This is a genomic window from Paraburkholderia sp. SARCC-3016 (assembly GCF_031119615.1).
Classification (GTDB): Bacteria; Pseudomonadota; Gammaproteobacteria; order Burkholderiales; family Burkholderiaceae; genus Paraburkholderia.
The window spans coordinates 48881-71521 of the sequence record NZ_JAVHZD010000013.1 but is presented as its reverse complement, the minus strand read 5'-3'; the positions used below and the strand labels follow the sequence as shown (position 1 = coordinate 71521).

At 64.0% G+C, this 22641-nt stretch carries 22 protein-coding genes; 19 read left to right on the top strand and 3 right to left on the bottom strand.

Going from position 1 to position 22641, the window contains the following annotated elements; genetic code table 11:
• Positions 1-4: 4 nt before the first annotated feature.
• Positions 5-463 carry a PaaI family thioesterase gene (locus tag QYH69_RS14775; RefSeq protein ID WP_075159175.1) on the bottom strand — a complete coding sequence of 153 codons (459 nt, stop codon included), beginning with the start codon at positions 461-463 and terminating at the stop codon, positions 5-7.
• A 512-nt stretch (positions 464-975) separates the two neighbouring features.
• Between QYH69_RS14775 and QYH69_RS14770 the strand changes: the two genes are divergently transcribed.
• Positions 976-1836, top strand: a complete 861-nt coding sequence (locus QYH69_RS14770) for an MBL fold metallo-hydrolase (protein ID WP_308832612.1) — start codon at positions 976-978, stop codon at positions 1834-1836.
• A 45-nt stretch (positions 1837-1881) separates the two neighbouring features.
• Here QYH69_RS14770 and QYH69_RS14765 read toward each other — a convergent pair whose 3' ends face one another.
• Positions 1882-3003, bottom strand: a complete 1122-nt coding sequence (locus QYH69_RS14765; protein ID WP_308832611.1) for an AGE family epimerase/isomerase — start codon at positions 3001-3003, stop codon at positions 1882-1884.
• A gap of 144 nt (positions 3004-3147) precedes the next feature.
• Between QYH69_RS14765 and QYH69_RS14760 the strand changes: the two genes are divergently transcribed.
• On the top strand, positions 3148-3852 hold the full coding sequence (locus tag QYH69_RS14760; protein ID WP_308832610.1) for an MgtC/SapB family protein: 705 nt from the start codon (positions 3148-3150) through the stop codon (positions 3850-3852).
• 67 nt (positions 3853-3919) lie between these two features.
• Here the strand turns inward: QYH69_RS14760 and QYH69_RS14755 are convergent, their stop codons facing one another.
• Complete coding sequence (locus QYH69_RS14755) at positions 3920-4600, bottom strand: hypothetical protein (protein ID WP_308832609.1); 681 nt, start codon at positions 4598-4600, stop codon at positions 3920-3922.
• 349 nt (positions 4601-4949) lie between these two features.
• Here QYH69_RS14755 and QYH69_RS14750 point away from each other — a divergent pair, with 349 nt between their 5' ends.
• From QYH69_RS14750 to QYH69_RS14670, 17 genes are all read left to right on the top strand, one after another.
• Positions 4950-6110 carry a TIGR03032 family protein gene (locus QYH69_RS14750; protein ID WP_308832608.1) on the top strand — a complete coding sequence of 387 codons (1161 nt, stop codon included), beginning with the start codon at positions 4950-4952 and terminating at the stop codon, positions 6108-6110.
• Between the two features lie 635 nt (positions 6111-6745).
• Positions 6746-8437, top strand: a complete 1692-nt coding sequence (locus tag QYH69_RS14745) for a ShlB/FhaC/HecB family hemolysin secretion/activation protein (RefSeq protein WP_308832607.1) — start codon at positions 6746-6748, stop codon at positions 8435-8437.
• A 105-nt stretch (positions 8438-8542) separates the two neighbouring features.
• Positions 8543-10294: a DUF2341 domain-containing protein gene (locus QYH69_RS14740; RefSeq protein ID WP_308832606.1), complete on the top strand. Its 1752-nt coding sequence runs from the start codon at positions 8543-8545 to the stop codon at positions 10292-10294.
• Positions 10295-10366: 72 nt separating this feature from the next.
• On the top strand, positions 10367-10771 hold the full coding sequence (locus QYH69_RS14735; protein ID WP_175112243.1) for a biopolymer transporter ExbD: 405 nt from the start codon (positions 10367-10369) through the stop codon (positions 10769-10771).
• Positions 10772-10841: 70 nt separating this feature from the next.
• Positions 10842-11567, top strand: a complete 726-nt coding sequence (locus tag QYH69_RS14730; RefSeq protein WP_308832605.1) for a TonB family protein — start codon at positions 10842-10844, stop codon at positions 11565-11567.
• A 72-nt stretch (positions 11568-11639) separates the two neighbouring features.
• Positions 11640-13484 (top strand): putative porin, encoded by a 1845-nt coding sequence (locus tag QYH69_RS14725; protein WP_308832604.1) that lies wholly within the window; start codon positions 11640-11642, stop codon positions 13482-13484.
• An 8-nt stretch (positions 13485-13492) separates the two neighbouring features.
• Positions 13493-14194, top strand: coding sequence for a hypothetical protein (locus tag QYH69_RS14720; RefSeq protein WP_308832603.1), 702 nt, complete (start codon positions 13493-13495; stop codon positions 14192-14194).
• A 127-nt stretch (positions 14195-14321) separates the two neighbouring features.
• Positions 14322-14858: a YbjN domain-containing protein gene (locus tag QYH69_RS14715; protein WP_308832602.1), complete on the top strand. Its 537-nt coding sequence runs from the start codon at positions 14322-14324 to the stop codon at positions 14856-14858.
• The gene (locus tag QYH69_RS14710) at positions 14855-15340 is read left to right on the top strand and encodes a hypothetical protein (protein WP_308832601.1); all 486 of its coding nucleotides are present in this window, start codon (positions 14855-14857) and stop codon (positions 15338-15340) included. The genes QYH69_RS14715 and QYH69_RS14710 overlap by 4 nt, the downstream gene beginning before the upstream one ends.
• A gap of 112 nt (positions 15341-15452) precedes the next feature.
• Positions 15453-16343: a peptidylprolyl isomerase gene (locus QYH69_RS14705; RefSeq protein WP_308832600.1), complete on the top strand. Its 891-nt coding sequence runs from the start codon at positions 15453-15455 to the stop codon at positions 16341-16343.
• 23 nt (positions 16344-16366) lie between these two features.
• Entirely contained in the window at positions 16367-17128 is a 762-nt protein-coding gene (locus QYH69_RS14700) for a hypothetical protein (RefSeq protein ID WP_308832599.1), read from the top strand.
• 36 nt (positions 17129-17164) lie between these two features.
• Positions 17165-17590: a hypothetical protein gene (locus tag QYH69_RS14695; protein ID WP_308832598.1), complete on the top strand. Its 426-nt coding sequence runs from the start codon at positions 17165-17167 to the stop codon at positions 17588-17590.
• Positions 17591-17648: 58 nt separating this feature from the next.
• Entirely contained in the window at positions 17649-19166 is a 1518-nt protein-coding gene (locus QYH69_RS14690) for a Do family serine endopeptidase (RefSeq protein WP_308832597.1), read from the top strand.
• 17 nt (positions 19167-19183) lie between these two features.
• Positions 19184-19804 carry a YbaB/EbfC family DNA-binding protein gene (locus QYH69_RS14685; RefSeq protein WP_308832596.1) on the top strand — a complete coding sequence of 207 codons (621 nt, stop codon included), beginning with the start codon at positions 19184-19186 and terminating at the stop codon, positions 19802-19804.
• A 179-nt stretch (positions 19805-19983) separates the two neighbouring features.
• Complete coding sequence (locus tag QYH69_RS14680) at positions 19984-21426, top strand: hypothetical protein (RefSeq protein ID WP_308832595.1); 1443 nt, start codon at positions 19984-19986, stop codon at positions 21424-21426.
• 199 nt (positions 21427-21625) lie between these two features.
• Entirely contained in the window at positions 21626-21784 is a 159-nt protein-coding gene (locus tag QYH69_RS14675; protein WP_308832594.1) for a hypothetical protein, read from the top strand.
• 429 nt (positions 21785-22213) lie between these two features.
• Entirely contained in the window at positions 22214-22501 is a 288-nt protein-coding gene (locus QYH69_RS14670) for a hypothetical protein (RefSeq protein WP_308832593.1), read from the top strand.
• Positions 22502-22641 lie beyond the last annotated feature (140 nt).

The following is a 22641-nucleotide window of genomic DNA, read 5'->3' as shown; positions in this document are numbered from 1 at the left end:
GTTGTCATTCCGCCTGCGGTTCCCCCAGCCCATCTCCCTTGTGGTTGTCCGTCCCGTCGCCGATCCGGTTGATCGTCCCCTGCGCGACCGCGACGAGCCGTTCGCGATCTCCGTCGGTCACGAATACGCTGCACTGGCAGGTCGCCTGATGGCGTCCCGCATACACGACCTGCGCGCGCGCCATCAGAATGCCGTTCACGGCGGGCCGCAGATAGTTGATCTTGTACTCCCCCGTAATCACCCTCGGCCCCAGCGCGAGCGCGCCGGCAAACGTCAGCGCATTGTCCACGAGATAGCTGATCACGCCGCCGTGCACAAACCCGTGCTGCTGCCGCAGTTCGTCGCGGATCGGCAGACATAGCGTCAGCTCGTTGGCGCCGACATACATCAGTTCCGTGCCGAGCAGCGTGCTGAACGGCTGCGCGTGCAATGCGCCGCGCGCGCGGTCCAGAAGATCGGTCATCGTCGGATTCCTTCGGGGCGAGGCCCGCAGTCGCGTTCCACCCACTCTAGGAAGCGCAAACGCGCGAAGTCAAGATAATCCGGAAAAAATCGCGATGTAATTATTGCGAAAACGACAGTAATCAAGGCTGGTCGTTGAGCCCGCTCGATTTCGTCGACGCATGGAGGCGGGATCGTGCCGCTGCTCGAGAACGCGGCGCGGCACGAATGAAATCGGTCATCTGTTCGCGCGGCAGCAGCGGCGTCGACTAGATCGTCGCCTCGTCGCGAAGATGCGTGGCATCGCGCGAAGCTCTGACTGGATCGTCGGGATCGTCGGCATCGTCGGCGGATTCGACGGCATCGCGTTCCAGACGAACATACTTGCGTTGAGTGCGGATGGACGAGGCGACACAGCGGACTCGTCAGCTCAAAGATGCAGTCGGTGCGTTTGAGATTTCCGATTCGGTGCTGGCGGGCCCACAGCAGGTCGGTTATCGTGCAGTTTGCTGCCGGATCAAGCCGAGGTAACCGATGAAACCTGCGATCGAAGCATTCCACGACCCCGTCACGGCAACGATCAGTTACGTGGTCCATGCCGGCCCCGGTTCGCAGTGCGCGATCGTCGATCCGGTGCTCGACTACGATCCGCGCGCGGGGCGCACGTCGACGCATTCGGCGGACCGTATCATCGCGTTCGTGCGCGATACGAAGCTCGAAGTGCAGTGGCTGCTCGAGACGCACGCGCATACGGATCATCTATCGGCGGCGCCTTATCTGCGCCATCACCTGGGCGGCGCGACCGGCATCGGCGAGCACATCCGGTCGGTGCAGAAGATCTTCGGCCCCATGTTCAACCTCGAGCCCGAGTTTCATCCAGACGGCTCGCAGTTCGATCGTCTGTTCGTTGCGGACGAAACCTTTCACGTCGGCGAACTCGAAGCCACCGTGCTGCATGTGCCCGGCCACACGCCCGCCGATGTCGCGTACTGCTTCGACGGCGTGGTGTTCGTCGGCGATACGCTTTTCATGCCGGACGTCGGCACGGCGCGCTGCGATTTCCCCGGCGGCGATGCGCGCATGTTATACGCGTCGATCCGCCGTCTGCTGAGTCTGCCCGGCGACACGCAGCTCTACATGTGCCACGACTATCCGCCGGACGGACGCGGCGTCTGCTGGCACACGACGGTCGCCGACCAGCGCGAGTGCAATATCCATATGCACGATTCGGTGGAAGAGCGCGCATTCGTCGAGATGCGCAATACGCGCGATGCGACGCTCGGCGCGCCCACGCTGCTGATTCCGTCGATCCAGCTCAATATCCGCGCAGGCGCACTGCCGCCGCCCGAGGCGAACGGCATCCGCTATCTGAAGACGCCGCTCGACGTGCTTTGAGCGGCGGGGGCGGCGCGCGCCCTCGCCGTGCACGCCGGCCGGGGGTTATAGCGCCGCGTAGGCCGTTGCAAGGTGATACGGCGTTGTCGACGGCATGTCGTCGCGTGTCACTTCGCCTGTGGCCGTCTTGCATTCGAACCAGCCTTGCGGGCTCACAAAGCGTTCGCTGAAGCGTTCGATCTGCCGCGGTAGCGCGGCGCGCACGCGCGCATCGGGATGCACGGCGAGTGCACGCAAGTATTCGGATTGCGCCCAGATGCGTTGTGTCGCATCCCTGATGGCCCCGTGTTCGTCGAGCGTCAGCGCCACGCCGCCTGTGGTAGCGTCCACGCCGTGCTGCTGCGCAAAAAAGAAGGCGCGTGAAAGCGGCGCTTCGAGGCCCGATTGCTCGAGCAACGCGCCCGCTTGCCGCATGAGCCAGAACCATTCGAACTGATGCCCGGGCTCGAGCCAGTTGTCCGCGCTGCCGATCGGCAGTTCGGCGATGCAGCCGGTCGCCGTATGCACGAACGTACGCGCAACCGCGCTGCACAAGCGCTCGAGCGCGGTATCGAAGGCGGCGTCGCCCGTTGCGTGCCGCGCCGCGAGCCAGGCTTCGGTCAGATGCATGAGCGGGTTTTGCAGCGGCGCGCCGGGTATGGTCGAGAAATCGACGTCGAGGGCTGCGCGATAGAGCCCATGCAGATTGTCCTGCGCGGCGTGCGCCCCGGCGCGCACCGCAAACCGGTCCTCAATGATCGACGACGTGCGATGCACGATATCGAACGCATCGCGATTGCCCGAACGTGCACCATGCTCGGCGCACGCGAACACGACGAATGCATGCGTGTACAGATCCTTCGTCGTATCGAGCGGCGCGCCCTGTGCGTCGACGCTATAGAACCATCCGCCATTTTTGCGGTCCTGAAAGTAATGCAGCAATGCTTCGAAAAGCCGTTGGGCGTGATCGGCTTCGCCGGCCTGCGCAAATACGAATAGTTGGCGCGCACAGGCCATCGCGCGGTAACGAACGGCCGGCAGCGGCCGGCGGCCATCGGCGGCCAGCGCTTCGTAAGGCAGATTCAGCGCCTCGTTGAAACCGGCGCCGCGCCAGGCCGGCAGAACGACACGCGCAAAGTGTTCGCGCAGCGAGAGTGCGGTGGCGGGCGTCGAAGCAGATGGGCTCATGTTTCGAATTCAGGTTGAGAATAAGGCACGCCGCTCGCGGGTGGCGCGGAGCCGGCACCGCAGCAGCCGAATAAGCCGCTATGGTACGCCGCCCGGGTCGGGGCGGACCGCATCTTGCTTGATCAACAAAAACAAGGGGGCAATATGCCAGGCAATCTTGAACTAATCGCACGACTCGTGATGGCGGCCGCGCTCGGCAGCGTGATCGGGTTTGAGCGCGAGCGCCTGTCCTGGGCGGCAGGGCTGCGCACGCACATGCTCGTCTGCGTCGGCTCGGCGCTGATCATGATCGTGTCGGCGTTCGGCTTCTTCGATGTGCTGCAGAACGAGCACGTCGTGCTCGATCCGTCGCGGGTCGCCGCGCAGGTCGTGTCGGGAATCGGCTTTCTCGGCGCGGGATCGATTCTGTTGCGCGGCGAGATCGTCCGCGGGCTGACCACGGCCGCGAGTCTATGGTCGGTAGCGGCGATCGGCCTTGCGGTCGGCGGCGGTCTGTACACCGCATCGATCGCGGCGACGATCATCATCCTCGTCATTCTGGCCGGCATCAAGCCGATCGAGCGGCGCTTCATCACCGTGAGACAGCGGCGCCAGATGACGGTGCTCGTCGAACGCGGCACGCTGACGTTTCATTCGCTGCACGATGCGCTGGGCCCGTCGGCCGTGCGCGTCAAGCAGTTCGTCGTGCAGCAGTGCGACGACTCGCCCGAACTCGATGAAGTGGTGATCGTCCTGAGCCGTGTGTCGCCGCAGGAATACAAGGCGGTGTGCGAGCAGATGCGGCGGTTTCCGGGTGTCAAGGAGTTTCGCGACAACGGCAATGACGCTGTCAATAGCCCGCAAGCGTGATGTCGTGCGCTGCTTTTGAGCTTTTGAGGCGTCATTCGAAGCGGGTTTGCCCAGCCTTCTGAGCGCGCTATGAATGGCCGCCGCGGTGCGTGTCGGTCGTTGAGCCGGAGTCGGGCGGGCAGCGCGCGGGCGGGCCGGTGTCGGCGGCGGCGCGAGCCTCGGCGCGCTCTGCGCGATCGGGCGCGAATGTGCCGCGCGAAATCCGATACCAGATCGGCACTTCGAATGCGAGCCACGCATGCAGCGCGCATGCATGCGCGAACGACAGCACGCAGAAAACGGCCGTCGCACCGAGTGTCCATTGCAGTTGCGCCAGCGAACCGGCGAAGCGCGCCGTATGCCCGTCCGGCAGCAACACCCCCGCGACGTCATCGAGAATGCCCGTGCCCCAGACGAGCATCATGAATAGCGCTCCGCCGACAAACGCGCTCACGCCGAAGTAGCGCAGCGCCACCCGCACGCGGCTGCCGAACGGGCGGCGATGATGCCGCTGGTTCGCGTCGACGATCGCGAGCGCATTGGTCAACGCGACGACCGCCATCGCCGAAGGCCAGAAGTAGGGGCAATCGCTGCGCGCGTTGATCAGCAGCAGAATGCCGATGACCGTGAACGGCGGCGCAAGCAGCGTGCTGGCGAGCCACGATGCGCCCTGCCACATATGCCACGGATTGCGCCAGCGCAGCGCAAACAGCGTGTCGCCGCGCGCGCGCGATGCGAAGCGCGCGCCGAAGGAACGTAGCCGCTTCATGCCTGGCCGCACGTCATTCCCTTGAGCCGACCGGCGCGGCGTAGCAGCCGTCGCCGCCGTCGCCGGCGGTGCTGCGCGACGTTTTGTTCGCCTGCGTGGCGGCATGCATCGTTGCAAGCGCAACTGCCTGACATTGCGCGCGTCCTTGAGTCGGAAGCCATGGGTTCGAATGGTCTTTTTCGTCTGTGTCTACTGCTTGGACGGATCTAACGCGGCGAACCCGCACACTTTTGTGCCTATACGCAGATCCGGTTTTTCTGTCACATGCCTGACGCAAAACATGCGCTACCTTGAAAAAAGACCCAATCGATAAATCGGATGCAACACACGCAAACAGAAGGAAAAAGGAGTGGAGCAGTCCCCGCGCGACGCCGTAGCCAACCCCACGCAGACAGACCACGTAGAAGCACCGTTGATCAACTTGCGCGATACCGGACGCTTTCTCGATGCGCTCGCATCGCTGAAGTGTTCGCTCGCGCTCAGCCGTCGTCCGTCGGGCGTCGCGATACTCGGCGTCGAGAATGGCGTACCGACGCTGTCTGCCTGCCAGTTGCCGCGCTCGATGGGGCTCGCGGCGGGCGGCAAACGCCTTGCGATCGCAACGATTCACGAGTTGATGATCTTCGCGAATGTGTCGTCGCTCGCGCCGCTCTATCCGGAGCGGCCCAATCATTACGATGCGATGTACGTGCCGCGGATGTCCCACTATACGGGCGACCTCGACCTGCACGACATGGCGTTCGACAAGCAGATCGTGCTCGCAGTGAACACACGCTATTCGTGCATCAGCGTGATCGACGGCTACTTCAATTTCACGCCGATCTGGCAGCCGCCGTTCGTCACCGATTTCGGCCCCGACGATCGTTGTCACCTCAACGGTATGGCGTTTCACGAATCGAAGGTGCGGTACGTTACGGCGCTCGGCGAAACCAACGCGCCGTTCGGCTGGCGTAAGGGCATGGCCGACGGCGGCATCGTGATGGAAGTGCCGTCCGGTCGTATCGTCGCGAACGGTCTTTCGATGCCGCACTCTCCACGCATCATCGACGGTCAACTGTACGTGCTCGAGGGCGGCCGTGGCGCACTGTTGCGCATTGATCCCGTCACCGGCGCGAAAGAGGTTATCGCGAAGCTGCCCGGCTTCACGCATGGGCTTGCCGAATATCGCGGCGTCCTTTTCATCGGGCTGTCGAAGCTGCGCATGAAGCGCGGGCCGCAGGGCTTGCCGATCGAAGCGGAGCGCGACGAACTCGTCGCCGGTGTCGCCGCTGTCGATCTTGCGAGCGGCGAGCTGCTCGGCATTCTCGAGTTTTACAACGGTGTCGAAGAGATTCTCGATGTGCAGGTGCTGCCCGATGTGTTGCGCGCGCAGATCCTGAATCCGCGCCAGTGGGCGCAGATGCCGTCGATCACCACGATGCGCGGCGGCTTCTGGCAGCAAAGACCGCGTGAAGAAGACGAAGAGGCACCTGACGCTGCGCAGGGTTCGGAGGCAGCAGTCGACCGGTAACGGTCTCGCAACATCGACGGTGCAGTATGGCTACGCGGATCGCGCCGAATGGTCGCGGCTACGTTGCCGCGTCGGCGCGCTGCGACGAGAAGAATGCGGGTTTGCGAGTTCCAGTGCGTCTGGATAGACAGAGACGCAATGAGCCTTCGATTACTGCCGTCCCGTCCATAAGCTTGCTGGTCGCCGCGTGCGCAGCGGCGGCGACAGGCAGCGCAACTCAGTTGGTTCGCGTATTCGACCCGTCGGGTTGTTCAAACAGAAAATGCGGTTTCTTGCGGTTCGTTCCGTCTATGCAAATAGATGCGTCGATTCGAATGCGGCTTGAGTGGACCGCATGCGAAATGCGTAGTGCGTAGTGTGGATGACGCGGGTGGGGCGGTGCATATCGCAAATGCGATTTGCTGGTGTGGCTCGCATTAAACGCGATCGAGTATTCGCGAATACGAAAGTCGTCTGCGTCGATCGAACAGGTAGTGCGCAGGCAAACATCTGTGGCAAGAGAGAGATCAGCTAACTACTTAGGAATACTCAGCCGATGTCATGAAATTGACCTGAAACACGTATAACGCGAGCGAAGTGAAGTGCTGCGAGCGGACCAACAACGCTGAGAATTTCAAGCAATCAAGGGGTGGCGCATGACGCCGGTAGTAGACGGGGAATCGCATAACCGGATCGGGCAGTGCCTGGCGGGTGCACTGCTCGTAAGCGGAATGACGCTTGCGCCGCTCGCGCACGCACAAACGCAAACAGACACGCAGGCATCGACAACGAAACAGGCAACAGCCGCGGCAAACACGTCGGCAACGACGCACACAACCCCAGCAGCGGCGAGTCCGCCGCAGACTTTCGACGTCAACGAGTTCATCGTGCGAGGCAATACGACACTGCCGTCCATCGAGATCGAGAAGGCGGTCTATCCGTTCGAAGGGCCGGGCAAGACGCTCGCCGACGTCAACGCGGCGCGCGACGCGCTGCAAAAGGTCTATCAGGACAACGGATACCAGTCGGTGGTCGTCGAATTGCCTGCGCAGCAGGTGAAAGGCGGCGTGATTCTGCTGCAGGTCGTGGAAGCGAAAGTCGGACGCTTGCGCGTCGAGGGTGCGAAGTACAACTCGCCGCAGGAGATTCGCGATTCGGTACCGGCGCTCGCGGAAGGCACGGTGCCCGATTTCAACGCCGCGCAGCAGGAGCTGACCGACCTCAACAAGTCGCAAGACCGTCAGGTGATTCCGGTGCTGAAAGCCGGCACATTGCCGCAAACGGTCGATGTCGACCTGAAGGTTGACGATCACAATCCGCTGCACGGCAGTATCGAATTGAATAACGACCACAGTCCCGATACGTCGGAACTGCGCACGGTTGCCGCGCTGAGTTACTCGAACCTGTGGCAGCTCGGCCACGTGATTTCGGGCAGCTTCCTGCTCGCGCCTCAGCACCCGCAGGACGCGAAGGTCTACACGTTCTCCTATCTCGCGCCGCTGCAGGGCACGCACTGGAGCCTGCTCGCAACGGCCTATCACTCGGACAGCAACGTTGCGTCGCTCGGCAACACGACGGTGCTCGGCAAGGGAACGTCGTTCGGCCTGCAGGCCATCTATGCCTTGCCGTCGACCGACCGGTATTCGCAATCGGCGACCATCGAAATCGACCATAAGCACTTCGACGAAAACGACATCTTCGCGGGTACGTCGTCACAAGCGCCGATTACGTACGTGCCGGTAACGCTCGCCTACAACGGCCAGCTGAACCTGAAGAATTCGCAGACCGCATTCTCGGTTGCGGTGATCACCAATCTGCGCGGCGCAAGCAGCGACGCAAACGACTTCGACAACAAGCGCTTCGATGCGACAGCCGATTTCATCTACGGCAAGTTCGATGTCAATCACACGCAGAACCTGCCGCGCGACATGCAGCTGAATGCACATGTCATGGGCCAGATCGCGAACTCGCCGCTCGTCTCGAGCGAGCAGTTCGCGGCAGGCGGCATCAACACCGTGCGCGGCTACCTGTCCGCGGAAGACACGGCGGACAGCGGCGTGATCGGTTCGCTCGAACTGCGCAGCCCGTCGGTTGCGAAGTATTTCAACGGATCGATCGTGAACGAATGGCGTTTCCATGCGTTCGTCGATTCCGCGCATCTGTGGTTGTTGAGCCCGCTTCCGGAGCAGGAATCGTCTTTCAACATGCTGTCGGTCGGCATCGGTACGCGCCTGCAGTTGCTCAAGTACGCGAGCGCCGACCTCGAAATGGCGTTCCCGATGAAGTCCGCGACGTTCACGAAAGCGTATAGCCCGCACTTCGACTTCTATGTGCGCGCGAGTTTCTAACCTGACCGGTTTCTTTAAATGTGTTGGGCCGGCCGCGGTCCGGCCGGTTTATCGGGGGATTTGACTGTGAAGCGAGCTTGGCTGGTATTACTGACGGTGGTCTTCATGTGGCTGCCGGGGGTCGCGAATGCGTGGTGGCAGAACGACTGGTCGTTCCGCAAATCGATCGCGATCGACACGACGCCGAAGGGCGGCAATATCGCGGAATCGGCCGGACGTGTGCCGCTTCTGATCCGTCTGCATTCGGGCAACTTCCAGTTCGACGGCTTGCAGGACAGCGGCGCCGACATTCGCTTCGTCGCCGCCGACGACAAGACGCCGCTCAACTATCACATCGAGCAATACGACCCGGTGCTGGGCGTCGCGCTCGTGTGGGTCGACGTGCCGCAGTTTCCCGCCGGCGCGACCGAAAACATCTGGATGTACTACGGCAACAAGAAGGCGCCGGACGGCGCGAAGCCGGCCGAGACGTTCGACCCCGATTACACGCTCGTTTATCACTTCAACGGTGCATCGGGCACGCCGACGAAGGATCTGACCGCATACGCGAACAACGCGCAGAACGCGCCGGCCCGCATCGTCGAAGACGGCATCGTCGGCAAGGCCGCGCAGTTCGACGGCAAGACGCCGGTGAATCTCGCGGCGAGCCCGTCGCTGGCGATTCCGGCCGGCGGCAAGTTCACGTTCAGCGCATGGGTGAAGCCCGCCGCGCTCGCGCCGCAAACGCTGCTGTTCGCACGCCGTGACGGTGCGAACGGCGTGCTGATCGGTCTCGACAACGGCGTGCCGTTCGCCGAAGTGGACGGCGGCGCGACACCGGCTCGCACGCCCGCCACCGCTCCGATCGCCGCGGGCCAGTGGACGCATATCGCGGTGACCGCCGACGGCACGAACCTCACGCTCTACGTGGGCGGTCATCAGGCCGCGCAGGTCGCGGCCGCGCTGCCCGCGCTGAACGTGCCGGCCGCGATCGGCGGCGATGTCGCCGGCGGCGCCGGCAGCGGCTATGTCGGCGAGATCGACGAACTGCGCCTGTCGAAGGTCGCGCGTTCGGCCACGCTGATCGGCATCGACGCAATGATCCAGGGCTCGGAATCGAAGCTGGTCGGCTACGGCGCCGACGAAAAGCAGTCGGGCTTCGGCTTCGGCTACTTCGGCGTGATCGTGAAGTCCGTCACCGTCGATGCGTGGGTGGTCATCGCGATCCTGCTTGCGATGGCGTTCACGTCGTGGGTCGTGATGTGGAACAAGGCGAAGTATGTCGGCACCGTCGACAAGGCGAACGCATTCTTCGTGAAGCGCTTTCGCGAGGTGGCGGGGCGTCATCTGGTTGGCCTCGCGCATACCGACGAGCGCTCGGCGGACGGCAAGCGTCTGCGCCACTCGTCGCTATACCGGCTCTATCGGGCGGGCGTGTCGGAAATCCATAGCCGCGTCGACGAAAACGGCCGCACCGTGATCACGAGCGAGTCGATCGAAGCGATTCGCGCAACGATGGATGCGACGCTCGTACGCGAGAACCAGCGCCTCTCGAAGTCGATGGTTCTGCTGACCATCGCGATTTCGGGTGGCCCGTTTCTCGGCCTGCTCGGCACGGTGGTCGGCGTGATGATCACGTTCGCCGCGATTGCCGCCGCCGGCGACGTCAACGTCAACGCGATCGCGCCGGGTATCGCAGCCGCGCTGCTCGCAACGGTGACCGGTCTTTTCGTCGCGATTCCCGCGTTGTTTGGCTACAACTACCTGCTCATTCGCAACAAGAACGTGACCGCGAACATGCAGGTGTTCGTCGACGAGTTCGTCACGCGTCTCGCGGAAGCGCATCGCAGCGCGGACCACGCGATCGCCGCGGACTAGGCACGAGCGCGGGCGAACCGATGACGAAACACGACACGCGCCGCAGCACGCAACAACGGAGGGCGTAACGCCATGCAAGTTCAGGACGACGACAAGCCGTACGACGACATCAACATCACGCCGATGCTGGACCTCGCGTACGTGCTGCTGATCATCTTCATCATCATGACCACCGCGTCGGTGCAGGGGATCAAGGTCGATCTGCCGAAGGCGAGTTCGTCGGCAAGTCTCGCGAAGCCCCAGACGAAGGCGATCACCGTTTCCGACTCGGGGCAGATTTTCCTCGACGCGTACCCGGTGACGATGGACGAACTCGAAAACCGGCTGCGCACGATCAAGGCGACGACGCCCGATGCGCCGATCGTGCTGAAGGGCGATTCCGCTGTCGCGTACCAGAAGGTGATGGATGTGCTCGATCTGTTGCGCCGGCTCGATCTGACGCAAGTGGGTCTCGTGACAGGCAAGCAGAAATCATGACACGCGCGCGCAGCATCAGCAGCCGTCGAATGCAATGCGGCGAACACGCGGGCAGCCGGAGGCTCCGCTCATGGAAATGACCTACGAGGGCGGCCACGGCGGCGATCCCGACGACGAGAAGAAAGGCCTCAAGCGCTTCGTGAAGCCGGCCATCTACGTGATCGTGCTGGCGGGCGTCGGGTTTGCCGTGTGGCGCTTTGCGAACGATACGGCCGGCGTGAAGCGCGCTGAAGCGCCGCGTGTGACGACGGTGATTCCCGTGCCGCCGCCACCGCCGCCCCCGCCGCCGAAGGTAAAGCCGCCGCCCGAGAGGCAGCCGGAGGTGCAGACGCAGGCGCCGAAGCCGACCGCGACGCCCAAGCCTGCGGAAGCACCGAAGCCGACGGACAACGCGCCGAAGCAGATGACGATGAACGCACCCGCGCAAGCCGGCACGGACAACTTCGCGATAGCGGCGGGCGACGGTTCCGGCATGGCCGGCAGCGGCACCGGCACCGGCGGTTTCGGCAACGCGACGTACTCGCAGTACCTCGTGTATGCGCTGCAGCAGGCCGTCGAGCGCAACCGGAGCGTGCAGGAAACAGGAGAAGGCATGCGCTTTTCGGTCGGCGTGAATCTGTGGCTCGAGCCGTCGGGACGCATCGTCAAGGTGACGATCGGCCAGTCGACCGGCGACCCGAAGCTCGACGACGCCGTCGTCAGCGCGCTGCAGGTGCTCGGCAAGCTCGACGAACCGCCGCCGCCGACATGGCAATACCCGGTGCGGCTCAACTTACAGGGGCATCAGCCGGGCTGACGCGAATCGCGGGGGCGATTCGGTAGCCGTGCGGGGCCAGCGGAAAAATCAGCAGTTATGCGGAGAATCAGAATGATTCAAAAGATGGTGTTACGGGGTGGCGGGCGGTACGGCGGGGGGGAAACGATCCGCCGCACGCGAATCAGTTGCGCGGTGCTGGCGGCACTGGGGATGTCGTTGACCGCGGGCGTGCATGCGCAATCGCTCGAAACGCAGGCAGCGAACAAGGCAGCAAGCCGGGCAGCAAGCGTGGCGGCAAGCGGCGCAGCTGCGCCGACCGAAAGCACGGTGATCAACCTGATCAACCTGCTCGTCAAGCGCGGTGTGCTCACGCAGCAGAATGCCAACGACCTGATCTCGCAGGCGCAGGCCGAAACCGCGCAGGCTAAAGCGGCTGCCGCGCGTCCGCCGGTGCCGGTCGTCGCGAATGCGCCGACGGAGCCGGGCGACGTCGCGGTGCCGTACGTGCCGCAAGTCGTGCGCGATCAGATTCGCGACCAGGTGAAGCAAGAGGTGGTCGCGCAGGCGAAGGCGGAGAACTGGGCGCAGCCGAACACGTTCCCGGACTGGGTCTCGCGCATCAAGATCGACGGCGATCTGCGCCTGCGCGATCAGTTCGACTTCTACTCGCCGCGCAATGTGACAGGCGTGACCGACTTCGGCGCGATCAACCGCATGGGCGGCTTCGACTTTACGGGCAACACCCCGGGCGAGGGCGCTCCGCCGTCGATCAACACGACGACGAACCGTTCGAACCTGTTCAGCGTCCGCGCACGACTCGGCGTCACTGCACAGGTTGCGCAAGGCCTGAGCGCCGGCATTCAGCTCGCGTCGGGTAACGACAACGATCCGGTCTCGACCACGCAGCTGCTCGGCGGCGGTTTCGACAAGAAGAACATCTGGCTGAACAAGGCGTACGTCAGTTACGCGCCGACACCATGGTTGAACCTCGTCGGCGGCCGCTTCGACAATCCGTTCTTCTCGTCGGACCTGCTGTTCGATCCGGACCTCGAGTTCGACGGCTTCGCCGCGAATTTCCGTCATGCGCTGCCGACGACCGCGGACATCACGCTATTCGGCACGCTCGGCGCGTTCCCGGTGCAGTACAGCGACGACAATTTCCCGTCGAACAGCCCGGTGAAAGAGGGCAGCGATACGAAGTGGCTGTTCGCGGGCCAGCTGGGCGCCGAATGGAAGATCAACGAGACGAACCGCCTGAAGGGCGCAATCGCGTACTACGACTTCCAGAACTCGCGCGGCGAGCTGTCGTCGCCTTGCGCGCTGTTCCTCGGCGCGACCAGTTGCAGCACCGACGACGATGCGCCGGCCTTCCTCCAGAAGGGCAATACGCTGATCGCGCTGCGCAATATCGTGCAGAACCCGAACCTCGCGCCGGGAACCACGCCTGAGCCGCAGCTGTTCGGCCTTGCATACAACTATCGTCTGTTCGACGCGAAGCTCGAATGGGATACGAAGCTGATGGACCGCTACAAGGTGCGGCTCGACGGCGAGTTCGTGCGCAACCTCGCGTTCGATGCGAACAAGGCGCTTACCGCCGCCTCGCCGCCGGTCAACAACTTCAACACGGCGAGTTCGAATGTGACGGCGTCCGATTATCGCAGCGGCGGCAACGGCTTCATGTTCAAGTTCACGCTCGGCGAGCCGGACACGGTCGAGAAGGGGCAGTGGAACTTCTCGGTTGCCTACAAGTACCTGCAGCCCGATGCGGTGCTCGATGCGTTCACCGACTCGGACTTCCACCTCGGCGGCACAAATGCGAAGGGCTATGTGATCGGCGCGCAGTATGCGGTGGCGCGCGATGCGTGGCTGTCCGCGCGTTATCTGAGCGCACGCGAAGTGTATGGGCCGCCGCTGCTGATCGACGTGCTGCAGCTCGAGCTTAATGCGAGATTCTGAGGCCGACCATGCGAAAACGTCTATTGAGCGCGGCAAGCGGCTGTGTCAGTGCCGCGCTATTGTGTTTGTGTGTGTCGTTGCCGGCACATGCGCAAAGCGGCAGCATCGAAGACCGGTTGCGCGCGCAACTACGTTCGACGGTCGAGCAATTGCGGCAATTGCAGGACACGCAGGCGCAATTGCAGGCGGACAAGGCTTCGGCCGAGCAGCAGCGCGACAAGGCGCTCGCCGACCTGAAGGCCGCGCAGGTCGACCTCGATGCGGCGAAGGGCAAGTCGGCCGCGCAGGAGCAGGCAGAGCGCTCGCTCGCTTCCGAGCGTGCGAGCCATGCGAAGGATTCGCAGGAACTGGTGAAGCTCAAAGCCGGGTACGACGCGTTGCTTGCCGAATCGCACCTGCAGGACGCGCAGCGCAGGCAGGCCCAAAGCGAGCTGAAGACGCGCGACACGCAACTGCAGACCTGCCGGGCGAAGAATGTGCAGCTCTATCAGGTTGGGCACGACATTCTCGATGCATACGAGCACGTCGACTTCGGCACCTTCATGAAGACGCGCCAGCCGTTCGCGCAGAGCGCACGCGTGAAGTACGACGAGATCGCGCAGCGGTACGGCGATCAGTTGTATGAGGGCAAATACGATCCGAACGCGCTTGCGGTGCCTGCCATGGCGGCATCGGGAATACCCGCGTCCGCAGCGGCTGCGGCGAAATAACACAGTCACGAAGGCGTCGCACCATACGCAGTCGGGCATTGCATTCTGCCTTCGACTCAGGTGATCGACGTAACCCGCAGAGGTAATCAGACCGTTCACACGATCGATCGAAACAACAGGACACGATATGACGACCGCAGCAAACGCAGCATTGAAGAAGGGGAACGACGAGATGTTCATCGAAGCCGTCAGCGTCGACCAGATGGCCGATGTGTTCAAGGCGGCGGGCTACCGCGTGACGGCGGCCGAGCAGAATGGGGTCGTGCAGTTGATGAGCGCGAGCCAGGGCGTCGGCTTCGCGGTGCGCTTCGGCAATGCGGCCGCCGAAGCAGGCGCGTTCCTCGACTTCACGCTGAGCTGCGCGCTGCAGGTGCAGGGCGAATTGCCCGCGGAGATCGTCGCGAGCTGGAATCGCACGAAGCGCTTTGCGCGACTCTGGGAGCAGGCGCCGTTCCTCGTGCTCGAAATGGACGTGGTGGTGGCGGGCGGCGTGAGCGATCGCAATCTGCGTTCGCTGATCGAGCTGTGGGACCGCCTGATTCGCGAATTCCTGCTGCATCTGCGCAATCGGCCGGCGATGGCCGCGGCGGAAGGAGCCGCAGGCGTCACCGTTGCCGGCCTCGCGAGCATCGCGACGGACACGTCGAAGGCCGACGCGCAATGAACAGGCCGGGCAAGCCCGGCGTAGCGGGCGCGCTCGGCGCGGCGCTGCTGGCGTTTACGCATAGCGTGTGGGCTGGCACGGGCGCGCAGCACGTCAGCATCGAGAAGGCGCCGCAAGCATGGCTTGCCTATGCTCAGCGTGTGTCGGAAACGCTGCAGACAGCGCTTTCGTCTGATACGCAAACCGCGCATCGCTTCAATGATTACTTCAGCAACTGGGTCGACACCGACGCCGGCATGCTCGCACCGTCGCAAAAGACGGCCGATGGCGCACCGCTGCCGTTCGATCCGCCGACGCTGAAAGTGCGCGTGTGGCTCGATCGCACAGGCCAGGTCGAGCAGGTTCGGTTCGACGCTATCGGCGACGATGCGGCCGAAGCCGACCTGCGCGCGCTTCTGCTCGCGCAGACAGTCGGCGCGCCCCCGCCGCGCCTGATGAAGCAGCCGGTGGTGGTGCGGCTGTCGGTGGGCGCCGAGATGTGAAGCATCCGACACCGGTCGCCGATACCGCATAGTTGCATGCGCAACCGTATGAACAGTTGCATCGGGCAAGCGCATCGGAGCCGGACAATTTTTTCAGCAGTGGGAGGCGAACGTGAAGAAGGTTGCGATGGTGGTGGGTGGCGCAGTGCTCGCGTTGTCGTGCGCGGCGCATGCGAAGGACGACGTGGTTGCGCGCGCAGGAGACGTAACCGTCACGCAAGCCGATATGACGCAGTTCCTGCAGGCGTTGAGCCCCGATGTCAGGACGCGTCTCGCGGCCGACCCAGCGAAGCTCGATCAGCTCGTGCGCGCAAAGCTCGCGATGACGGCAGTGCTCGCCGAAGCGCGTGCGAAGGGCTGGGACAAGCAGCCGCAAGTTACGGCGCTCATCGATGAAGCACGGCGCGACGTGATCCTGCGCAGCTATCTCGCATCGGTCTCAGCGCCGCCGGCCGACTACCCGTCCGACGCTGACGTCGAGGCGGCATACAGCCGCAATCCTCAGTTGTTCACGTTGCCGCACGCCGTGCGCCTGTCGCAGATCTATATCGCGACGCCGGCCAACGCCGATGCCGCAACACTCGACAAGGCGCGTAAGCAGGCTGTCGATCTCGCGCGCGGGGCGCGCGCGGCAGGCGCCGATTTTGCGGCGCTCGCCAGGGCCAATTCGCAGGAGCCGCAAAGCGCAGCGAACGGCGGCGATATGGGTTTCGTGCCCGACGGCCTGCTGATGCCCGAAATCCGCAAGGCGGTCGAAGGCATGAAGGCGGGCGACATCGCCGGTCCGCTGCAAACGTCGTCGGGGTTTCATGTGATCAAGCTGACCGACACGCGTGCGCAAAGCGTGCGTCCGCTCGCCGACGTGAAACAGCAGTTGCGCGCGCAACTGCGTCAGCAACGCGAGGCGCAGAATGCGCAGGCGTATATGGCGAAGCTGGCCGGTCCGACGGCTGCACCGATCGACGAAGACGCGCTGAAAAAAGCGCTGGCCGCGGTTCACTGACCGGCGCGCAAGGGGCGATGCGAGTGAGCACCCAGACTTCATCGGAAACCGCGCGGCTACTCGACGAGGTCAATGTCGGCGGCCACGGTTTTCATGTCGTCGGTGCGCACTACGGCGCCGACGGCAACGCGAACCTGCATTGCCCCGTTTGCTTCGGCGAACTGAGGCTGCTTGCCGACGGCGGCGAGGGCCGGCGCTTTCGCCATCTGATAGCGCGCGACGAGGAGCGCTGCGCGCTATCGACGCTGTGGTATCAGCCCGAAGCGCCGAGCTTGCGCCACAAGCGCGATGCCGTGCTCGAGCGCGAGCAGCGCGGCGTATTTATCGAGAACTGGCAGCGTCATTTCCAGGTCATGCGCCGTGCGGCGCCATCGATGACTGTGCGGCGTTTCATCTATCTCGTCGGTTACGCCGATGTGATGAACCTCTGGTCGTATCCGTCGATCGAACAACATGACTTGCCTTATGTGCTGCTGACGCTGGCCCAATTCATGCGCGCAGGCGCAATGGGCGGCAGGCCGGTCTGGGTGCGCTTCTGCTTCGATGCGACGGTGCGCGATGTCGGCGACCTATGGACGCATCGTGGTCCGCAGGCGCGGCTCTTCAAGATGATGTACAACGCACCGCGCGAGACACCGTTTCCGACATCGAAGCAGTTGATCCATTATGAAACGGTGCGTCGCGACACCTCCTTCCTCGAGACTCCGCCGCCCTGGATGAAACGGGCCGATGTGAAGGAGTTCCAGCGCTTTACCGCGGCCGGGCGAGCGCCGGTCGACGTGTAGCGCGCCGACACGGGGACATCATGAGAGGAGCTTGTGATGAAGCTGCATAAACGTGTTGTTCGGCGGCCAGTGATGTTGTCGATTCCGGTTGCAGGCGCCGTATCGATCTATGCGACGTGCGCGATGTGCGGCATGGCATGGGCGCAAAACGTGCCTGCCGACGCGGCCCACGGCGCGAGCTCGACGCAGTCCGCGGCGCCCGACGACGGTAAGCGCGTGTGCGTGAACGCGGAAATGAACGGGGTGCAGGCGCTTTCGTACGATTGCTTGAGCCAGCAGCTCGCGCCGACGCCGAGTGCCGCGGCTAGCGGTGTGAATGCCGCCGAAGCGCTGGCGAAGTCGCCATCGAACCAGGTCGGCACTTTCAACTATTCGGCCGAGAGCATTCGCTTCGGCAATGCGTGGGGCAAATCGGCGACGCCGCAGCGGCCCGCGGCGCCTGCGCCTGCGCCGGTCAAATGATGCCGTCGTGAAGAAGCTGCGCTGCGCCGAGGTGGTTTTCGAGAATGCGAACGAATTTATGACAGCCGCAAAACGACATGGTGAACGGCGTAGAACGCGCAACGCAGCGCGAGCGACGATCTTCGTTGCGCTCGCATCGATTGGCGCGGGCCCGGCGGCGAGCGCGGCGCGTGCCGCCATGACCGACGATGCAGCGGCCCAGACGGTCGCGGCCGCTGCATCGCCGTCCGCCGAACCGGGCTCGGGTCCGGCTTCAGGCTCGAATTCGGGCGCGGGTTCCGCGCAGATTGTGTGGCCGAACTTCGCGTCGCTCGCGAAGCGTTACGGGTCGGCGGTCGTGAATATCAGCGTGACGCACGAAGTCACGCAGATGGGTGTGCAACTGCCGCCGGGCATCGCGCCCGGCAATCCGCTCGCGCCGTTTCTTGCGCGCCGCGTGATTGGCAATCGCGAAGAAGTCAGTCTCGGCTCCGGTTTTATCGTCAGCGCGGATGGCTACATTCTGACCAATCGGCACGTGGTCGGCGATGCGAGCGTCGTCGACGTGAAACTAACCGACAAGCGCGAATTCAAGGGCAAAGTGGTTGGCACCGATGCGCTCTCCGATGTCGCTCTGATCAGGATCGACGCCGACGATCTGCCCGTCGTCGTGACCGGCAATCCGCGTCGCGTCGAAGTCGGCGACTGGGTGATGGCGATCGGCTCGCCATACGGTTTTGCGAACACGGTGACGTCGGGCATCGTCAGCGCGAAATCGCGCTCGCTGCCCGGCGAAGCGTATGTGCCGTTCATTCAGACCGATGTGCCGATCAATCCCGGCAACTCGGGCGGACCGCTGTTCGACTTGCGCGGCCGCGTCGTGGCGATCAATTCGATGATTTTCTCGAAGACGGGCGGTTATCAGGGCCTGTCGTTCGCGATTCCGATCGACGTCGCGCTCGACGTCAAAGATCAATTGCTGAAGACCGGTCATGTGAGCCGCGGCTGGCTCGGGGTCAACCTGCAGGAAGTCAGCCAGGCGCTCGCGCGTTCGTTCGGACTCGAAAAGCCCGACGGCGCGCTGATCAGCGTCGTCGACCCGCGTGGCCCGGCCGCGCGGGCTGGCCTGCAGGCCGGCGATGTCGTGCTGGCGGTCGACGGTCACGACGTCGACGATTCCGTCGATCTTCTGACCGCCGTCGCGAAGATCCGTCCCGGACAGAAAGCCGACCTGCTCGTGTGGCGCGCGGGCCAGGCAACGCATATGACCGTCGCGGTCGGCGAACTCGACAGTAACGGCGGCGCGGCGACAAACGCATCCGCTGCTCCGTCGACACGACTCGGCATTGTGATGCGGCCGCTGTCGATCGCGGAACAGCAGCGGCTCGGGCTCGACCATGGCTTGCTGATCGAGCAGGTGGCCGGGCGTGCAACGCGTATCGGACTGAAGCCGGGCGACATCGTGCTGTCCGTGAACGGCACGCCTGTCGCATCGCTCGATCAGCTCGCCGGCGAGTTGCGTCAGTTGCACGACAATGCCGCGCTGCTGATTCAGCGCGGCACCGCGCGCGTTTATTTGCCGTTCGATCCGGCGTGAAGGGCGAGATAGATCCGATGACGAACGATATTGAACGCCGCGCGCCGCAGCGCGGAATGAAGTGGGCAATGAAGTCGGGGATGACGCGCACAGTGAAGCGCGCAATCAGACACACAATCGCATACGCAATCGGCACATGTGCGATTGCGTGTTCGATGGCAGGTTATGCGCAAGACGCGGCGGCGCAAACCACGGAAGTGCCGCAAGCGTGGATATCGTATGCATTGGTCGTCGGCGAGCAATTCCAGCGATCGCTCGAGGCGTACGACGATACGGCGAACGAACTGCATGCGTTTCTCGAGGACCGGATGCAGCACGCGCCGGCCGATACGGTGCCGGCGATGATCACCGTGCGCGCATGGATCGGCAACGACGGTTCGGTGACGCGCGTCGCATTCGATTCGCTCGGCGACGCGCAAGCCGACGACGACCTGCGCGCGGTGCTGATGGCGCATGCAATCGGCGTGTCGCCACCCGCGGATATGCGCCAGCCGCTGCGCGTGCGGCTCGTTCTCGAAGCGAAGCCCGATGCGCAGCCGGACGGTGGCCATTCGAGTGGAACGTCGAGCGGGAATTTCGAGCAAGCGCCGGTCGCGAGCCCGCACGCCGTGCCGCCGCGCGCGGCGAGCGCTTCGTGACCGGCCGTCGCGAATCGATGCGCAAGCGACGCTCAAGCGACGCGCGAACCGCGCGGGAATGACTCTTTTGTACAACGTGTGACCGGGCGACCCGCAACGGCGGGATCGAATCGCTGCGGCTTGTCGTCCATAATATCGGCGCTCGACCCGATTCTCCCGGGGACACTTTGGAACACAACATGGCCGATCCCGCAGCACCTACGACCTCCCGCCCCGCCCGTTCCGGCTCGAAAGCGCCGCGTACCCCGTCCGCTCCCTCCACCGTCTCGACCGAAACCGAAAACAAGCTTGCACGCGCCGCGCGTTCGGCGCAGCGCCTCGCTGAACTCAGCGACGTGCCCGCCGACGACGGCACGCTTGACCTGTTCCCCGACGATCCCACGCGCGCGGCGTTGGAGGCGATGAACATCGACGTGCGGCAAGGGACGCTGACCGGGTTCGAATTGCCCGACGAGGTGCTGGCCGCGGTCGAGGCGGCGGCTGCGGACGGCGGCGATGCGGCAGTTGTCGAGGCGCCGGTGGAGACGAAGGCAGTGCGCCGGAGTGCGCGCGCCGCGGCACATGCGCAGGATGCAGTGCGGGATACGGGACGCGAAGCGGCACGCGGCGCGGACGAAACGAACGCGCCGCCGCTGGAAGCGCGTGTAGGAACCGGGCCTGCAGGCGAACCGGGCAACCCAGCTGACGCGACTGCCGCGCCTGCCGGCACGGCGCGAGCGAAGGCGAAAAGTGAAAATGACGGGGGCGGCGCGCGCGAAACGTCCGCGGTCGCGTCTTCGCCGGTCATACGGCCGAGTATGCTGTCAAGTGAGCAGTCGAGTGCGCAGTCAAGTGCGCAGTCAAGTGCGCAGCCGAGTACGTCGGCGGGTGCGGTCTCGTCCGATGCACTGCCGGCGGCGGCGGCGTCCGCCGCACGCAATGCGGCTGCGCTTGATACTGAAACGAAGACGCCTGCCGCGTCGCGTGGCGCCAACGCCTTGCCTCCAACCGACGCCACCGGATCCACCGGATCCACCACCGGACCGGCCGCCGACGCCACGCGCGCGGCACAGCCGCCGCGGCAACCGTACGCGTCTTCGGCGCCTCGCACGCTGTTCGGCGCATCGGGCGTTGCAGGCATCGGCGCCGCTGCGCAACCCGCGCCCTCGCGCGCCACGCCCGAACTCGACCACGCACGCGCGGCCGCATTCGCCGATACCGTCGATGCGCTGTACGGCGTGATTGCCGACCAGCGTCGCGCGGCCGCTGACCATTCGCGCCGGATGAAGCGGATGCTGTCGATCGTCGTCGGCGTGCTGCTCGTGACGGTGGCGATCGGCGTTGCGCAGATGCTGTTGCTCGTGCGCCTCGCGCATGACACGACGGTTCGTCAGCAACGCATCGAACAGACGCTGCTCGGCCAGCAGGCGACTTTCGCGACGCTGCTGCAGACCGAATCGTCGTCCGTGACGCCGGCTGCGGCCATCGGCAACGCAGGAAACACGGGCAATGCACCAGCCAATCCGGACGCACCAGCAGCGGCCGCGGCGCGTCAGCCCGCCGAGCCCCATTCGCCGGCGAAGACCGCGCATGCGCGCAAACACAAGTCCGCAGCCGCAACGGCAACGACGCATCCGCGCTAATTCCGAAGCGGTGCGGGCGGCGCATAGACGGCCCGTCGGCACGCACGTCCGTTGTAATGATGCAACGCACAAACCGCTACGACGCCCGGCTGCGCGGCATTTACAAAAAAATTGTGCGATGCACTAGACGCGATCTAGGGAAAACCCCTATACTCGGTCCTAAGGGAAAACCCCAACCAACCAACAGCCGGGAGTCGCCATGAACTTTCTTTTTGCTCTGTACCAAAAGGTCAGCGACCTCTTTGCGTCGCCGCACCTGCCGCTCGATTCGGATTACTCGTTCGAAGCGCGTCGACGTGAAGCGGAGCGCCTGCGCCGTGCGCAAGCCACGCTGTTCGGCATCCGTCTCACCGACTAGTCCGGGCGCAAGTTGTATCGCCCACTCGCGTAATCCGCGCGAAGTCGTCAAAGCGTAGTAACGAAAGCCCGGTTCAGTCCGGGCTTTTGCTTTTCCGGCCCTGTGCAGATATGTCGGCAAACTGCGCTGTCGTCAGATTGCTGCCTTCGAATCGGCTTTCTCGCGCTTTCTTCGCCGAAAGGGATGTAACGGTCGCTGACATCGGAAGCAAGCACTCCGTCAGTGCAGCCGCAAGCCTCGTCCCGAAATGACAGGCGATTCGCCCATAACGGGGACGTATGGTCTGCCGTTTTGTGAAATGCGCGCTTACAAGTGCTCACGTCTATAAATCGGCGCCACCGTTAAAGTGGGTCTCAAGCGCGGCGCCAAAGCCGGACGCACTCGCATCCGCGGCCCGCGCCAGCAACAACTCTGAACGGGAGAACGAACATGAAAGCCTTGAACAAGACGTCGCGCACCCTGATTGCCACGCTGCTCGCGGGCGGCGCTTTGCTCGGCGCAACCGGCGCATTTGCGCAAACGGTGGTTTATGGCGAACCGCACATGATGCCGGTTGGCCTGTCGATCAACATCGGCTGGCAGGGCGACGGCCGCTATTGGGACGGCCACCGCTACTGGTCGCACGATGAATGGATGCACCGCCATCCGCACGCACACGATCCGTATCGTCATCGCGACTTGCACGGTCACGACCATGACCACGATCACCACGGTTAATGGGTGCGATATGAAACGGCTGTGAGTGCAGCGGCGCTTGCCGCCGCATGCGAGGTTGAACCGGCCTGCCGCGCATCATGCGGCAGGCCGGTTTCGTTTACAGGCAACGTGCATCGCGTGTGCGCTATGCTGGACACTTC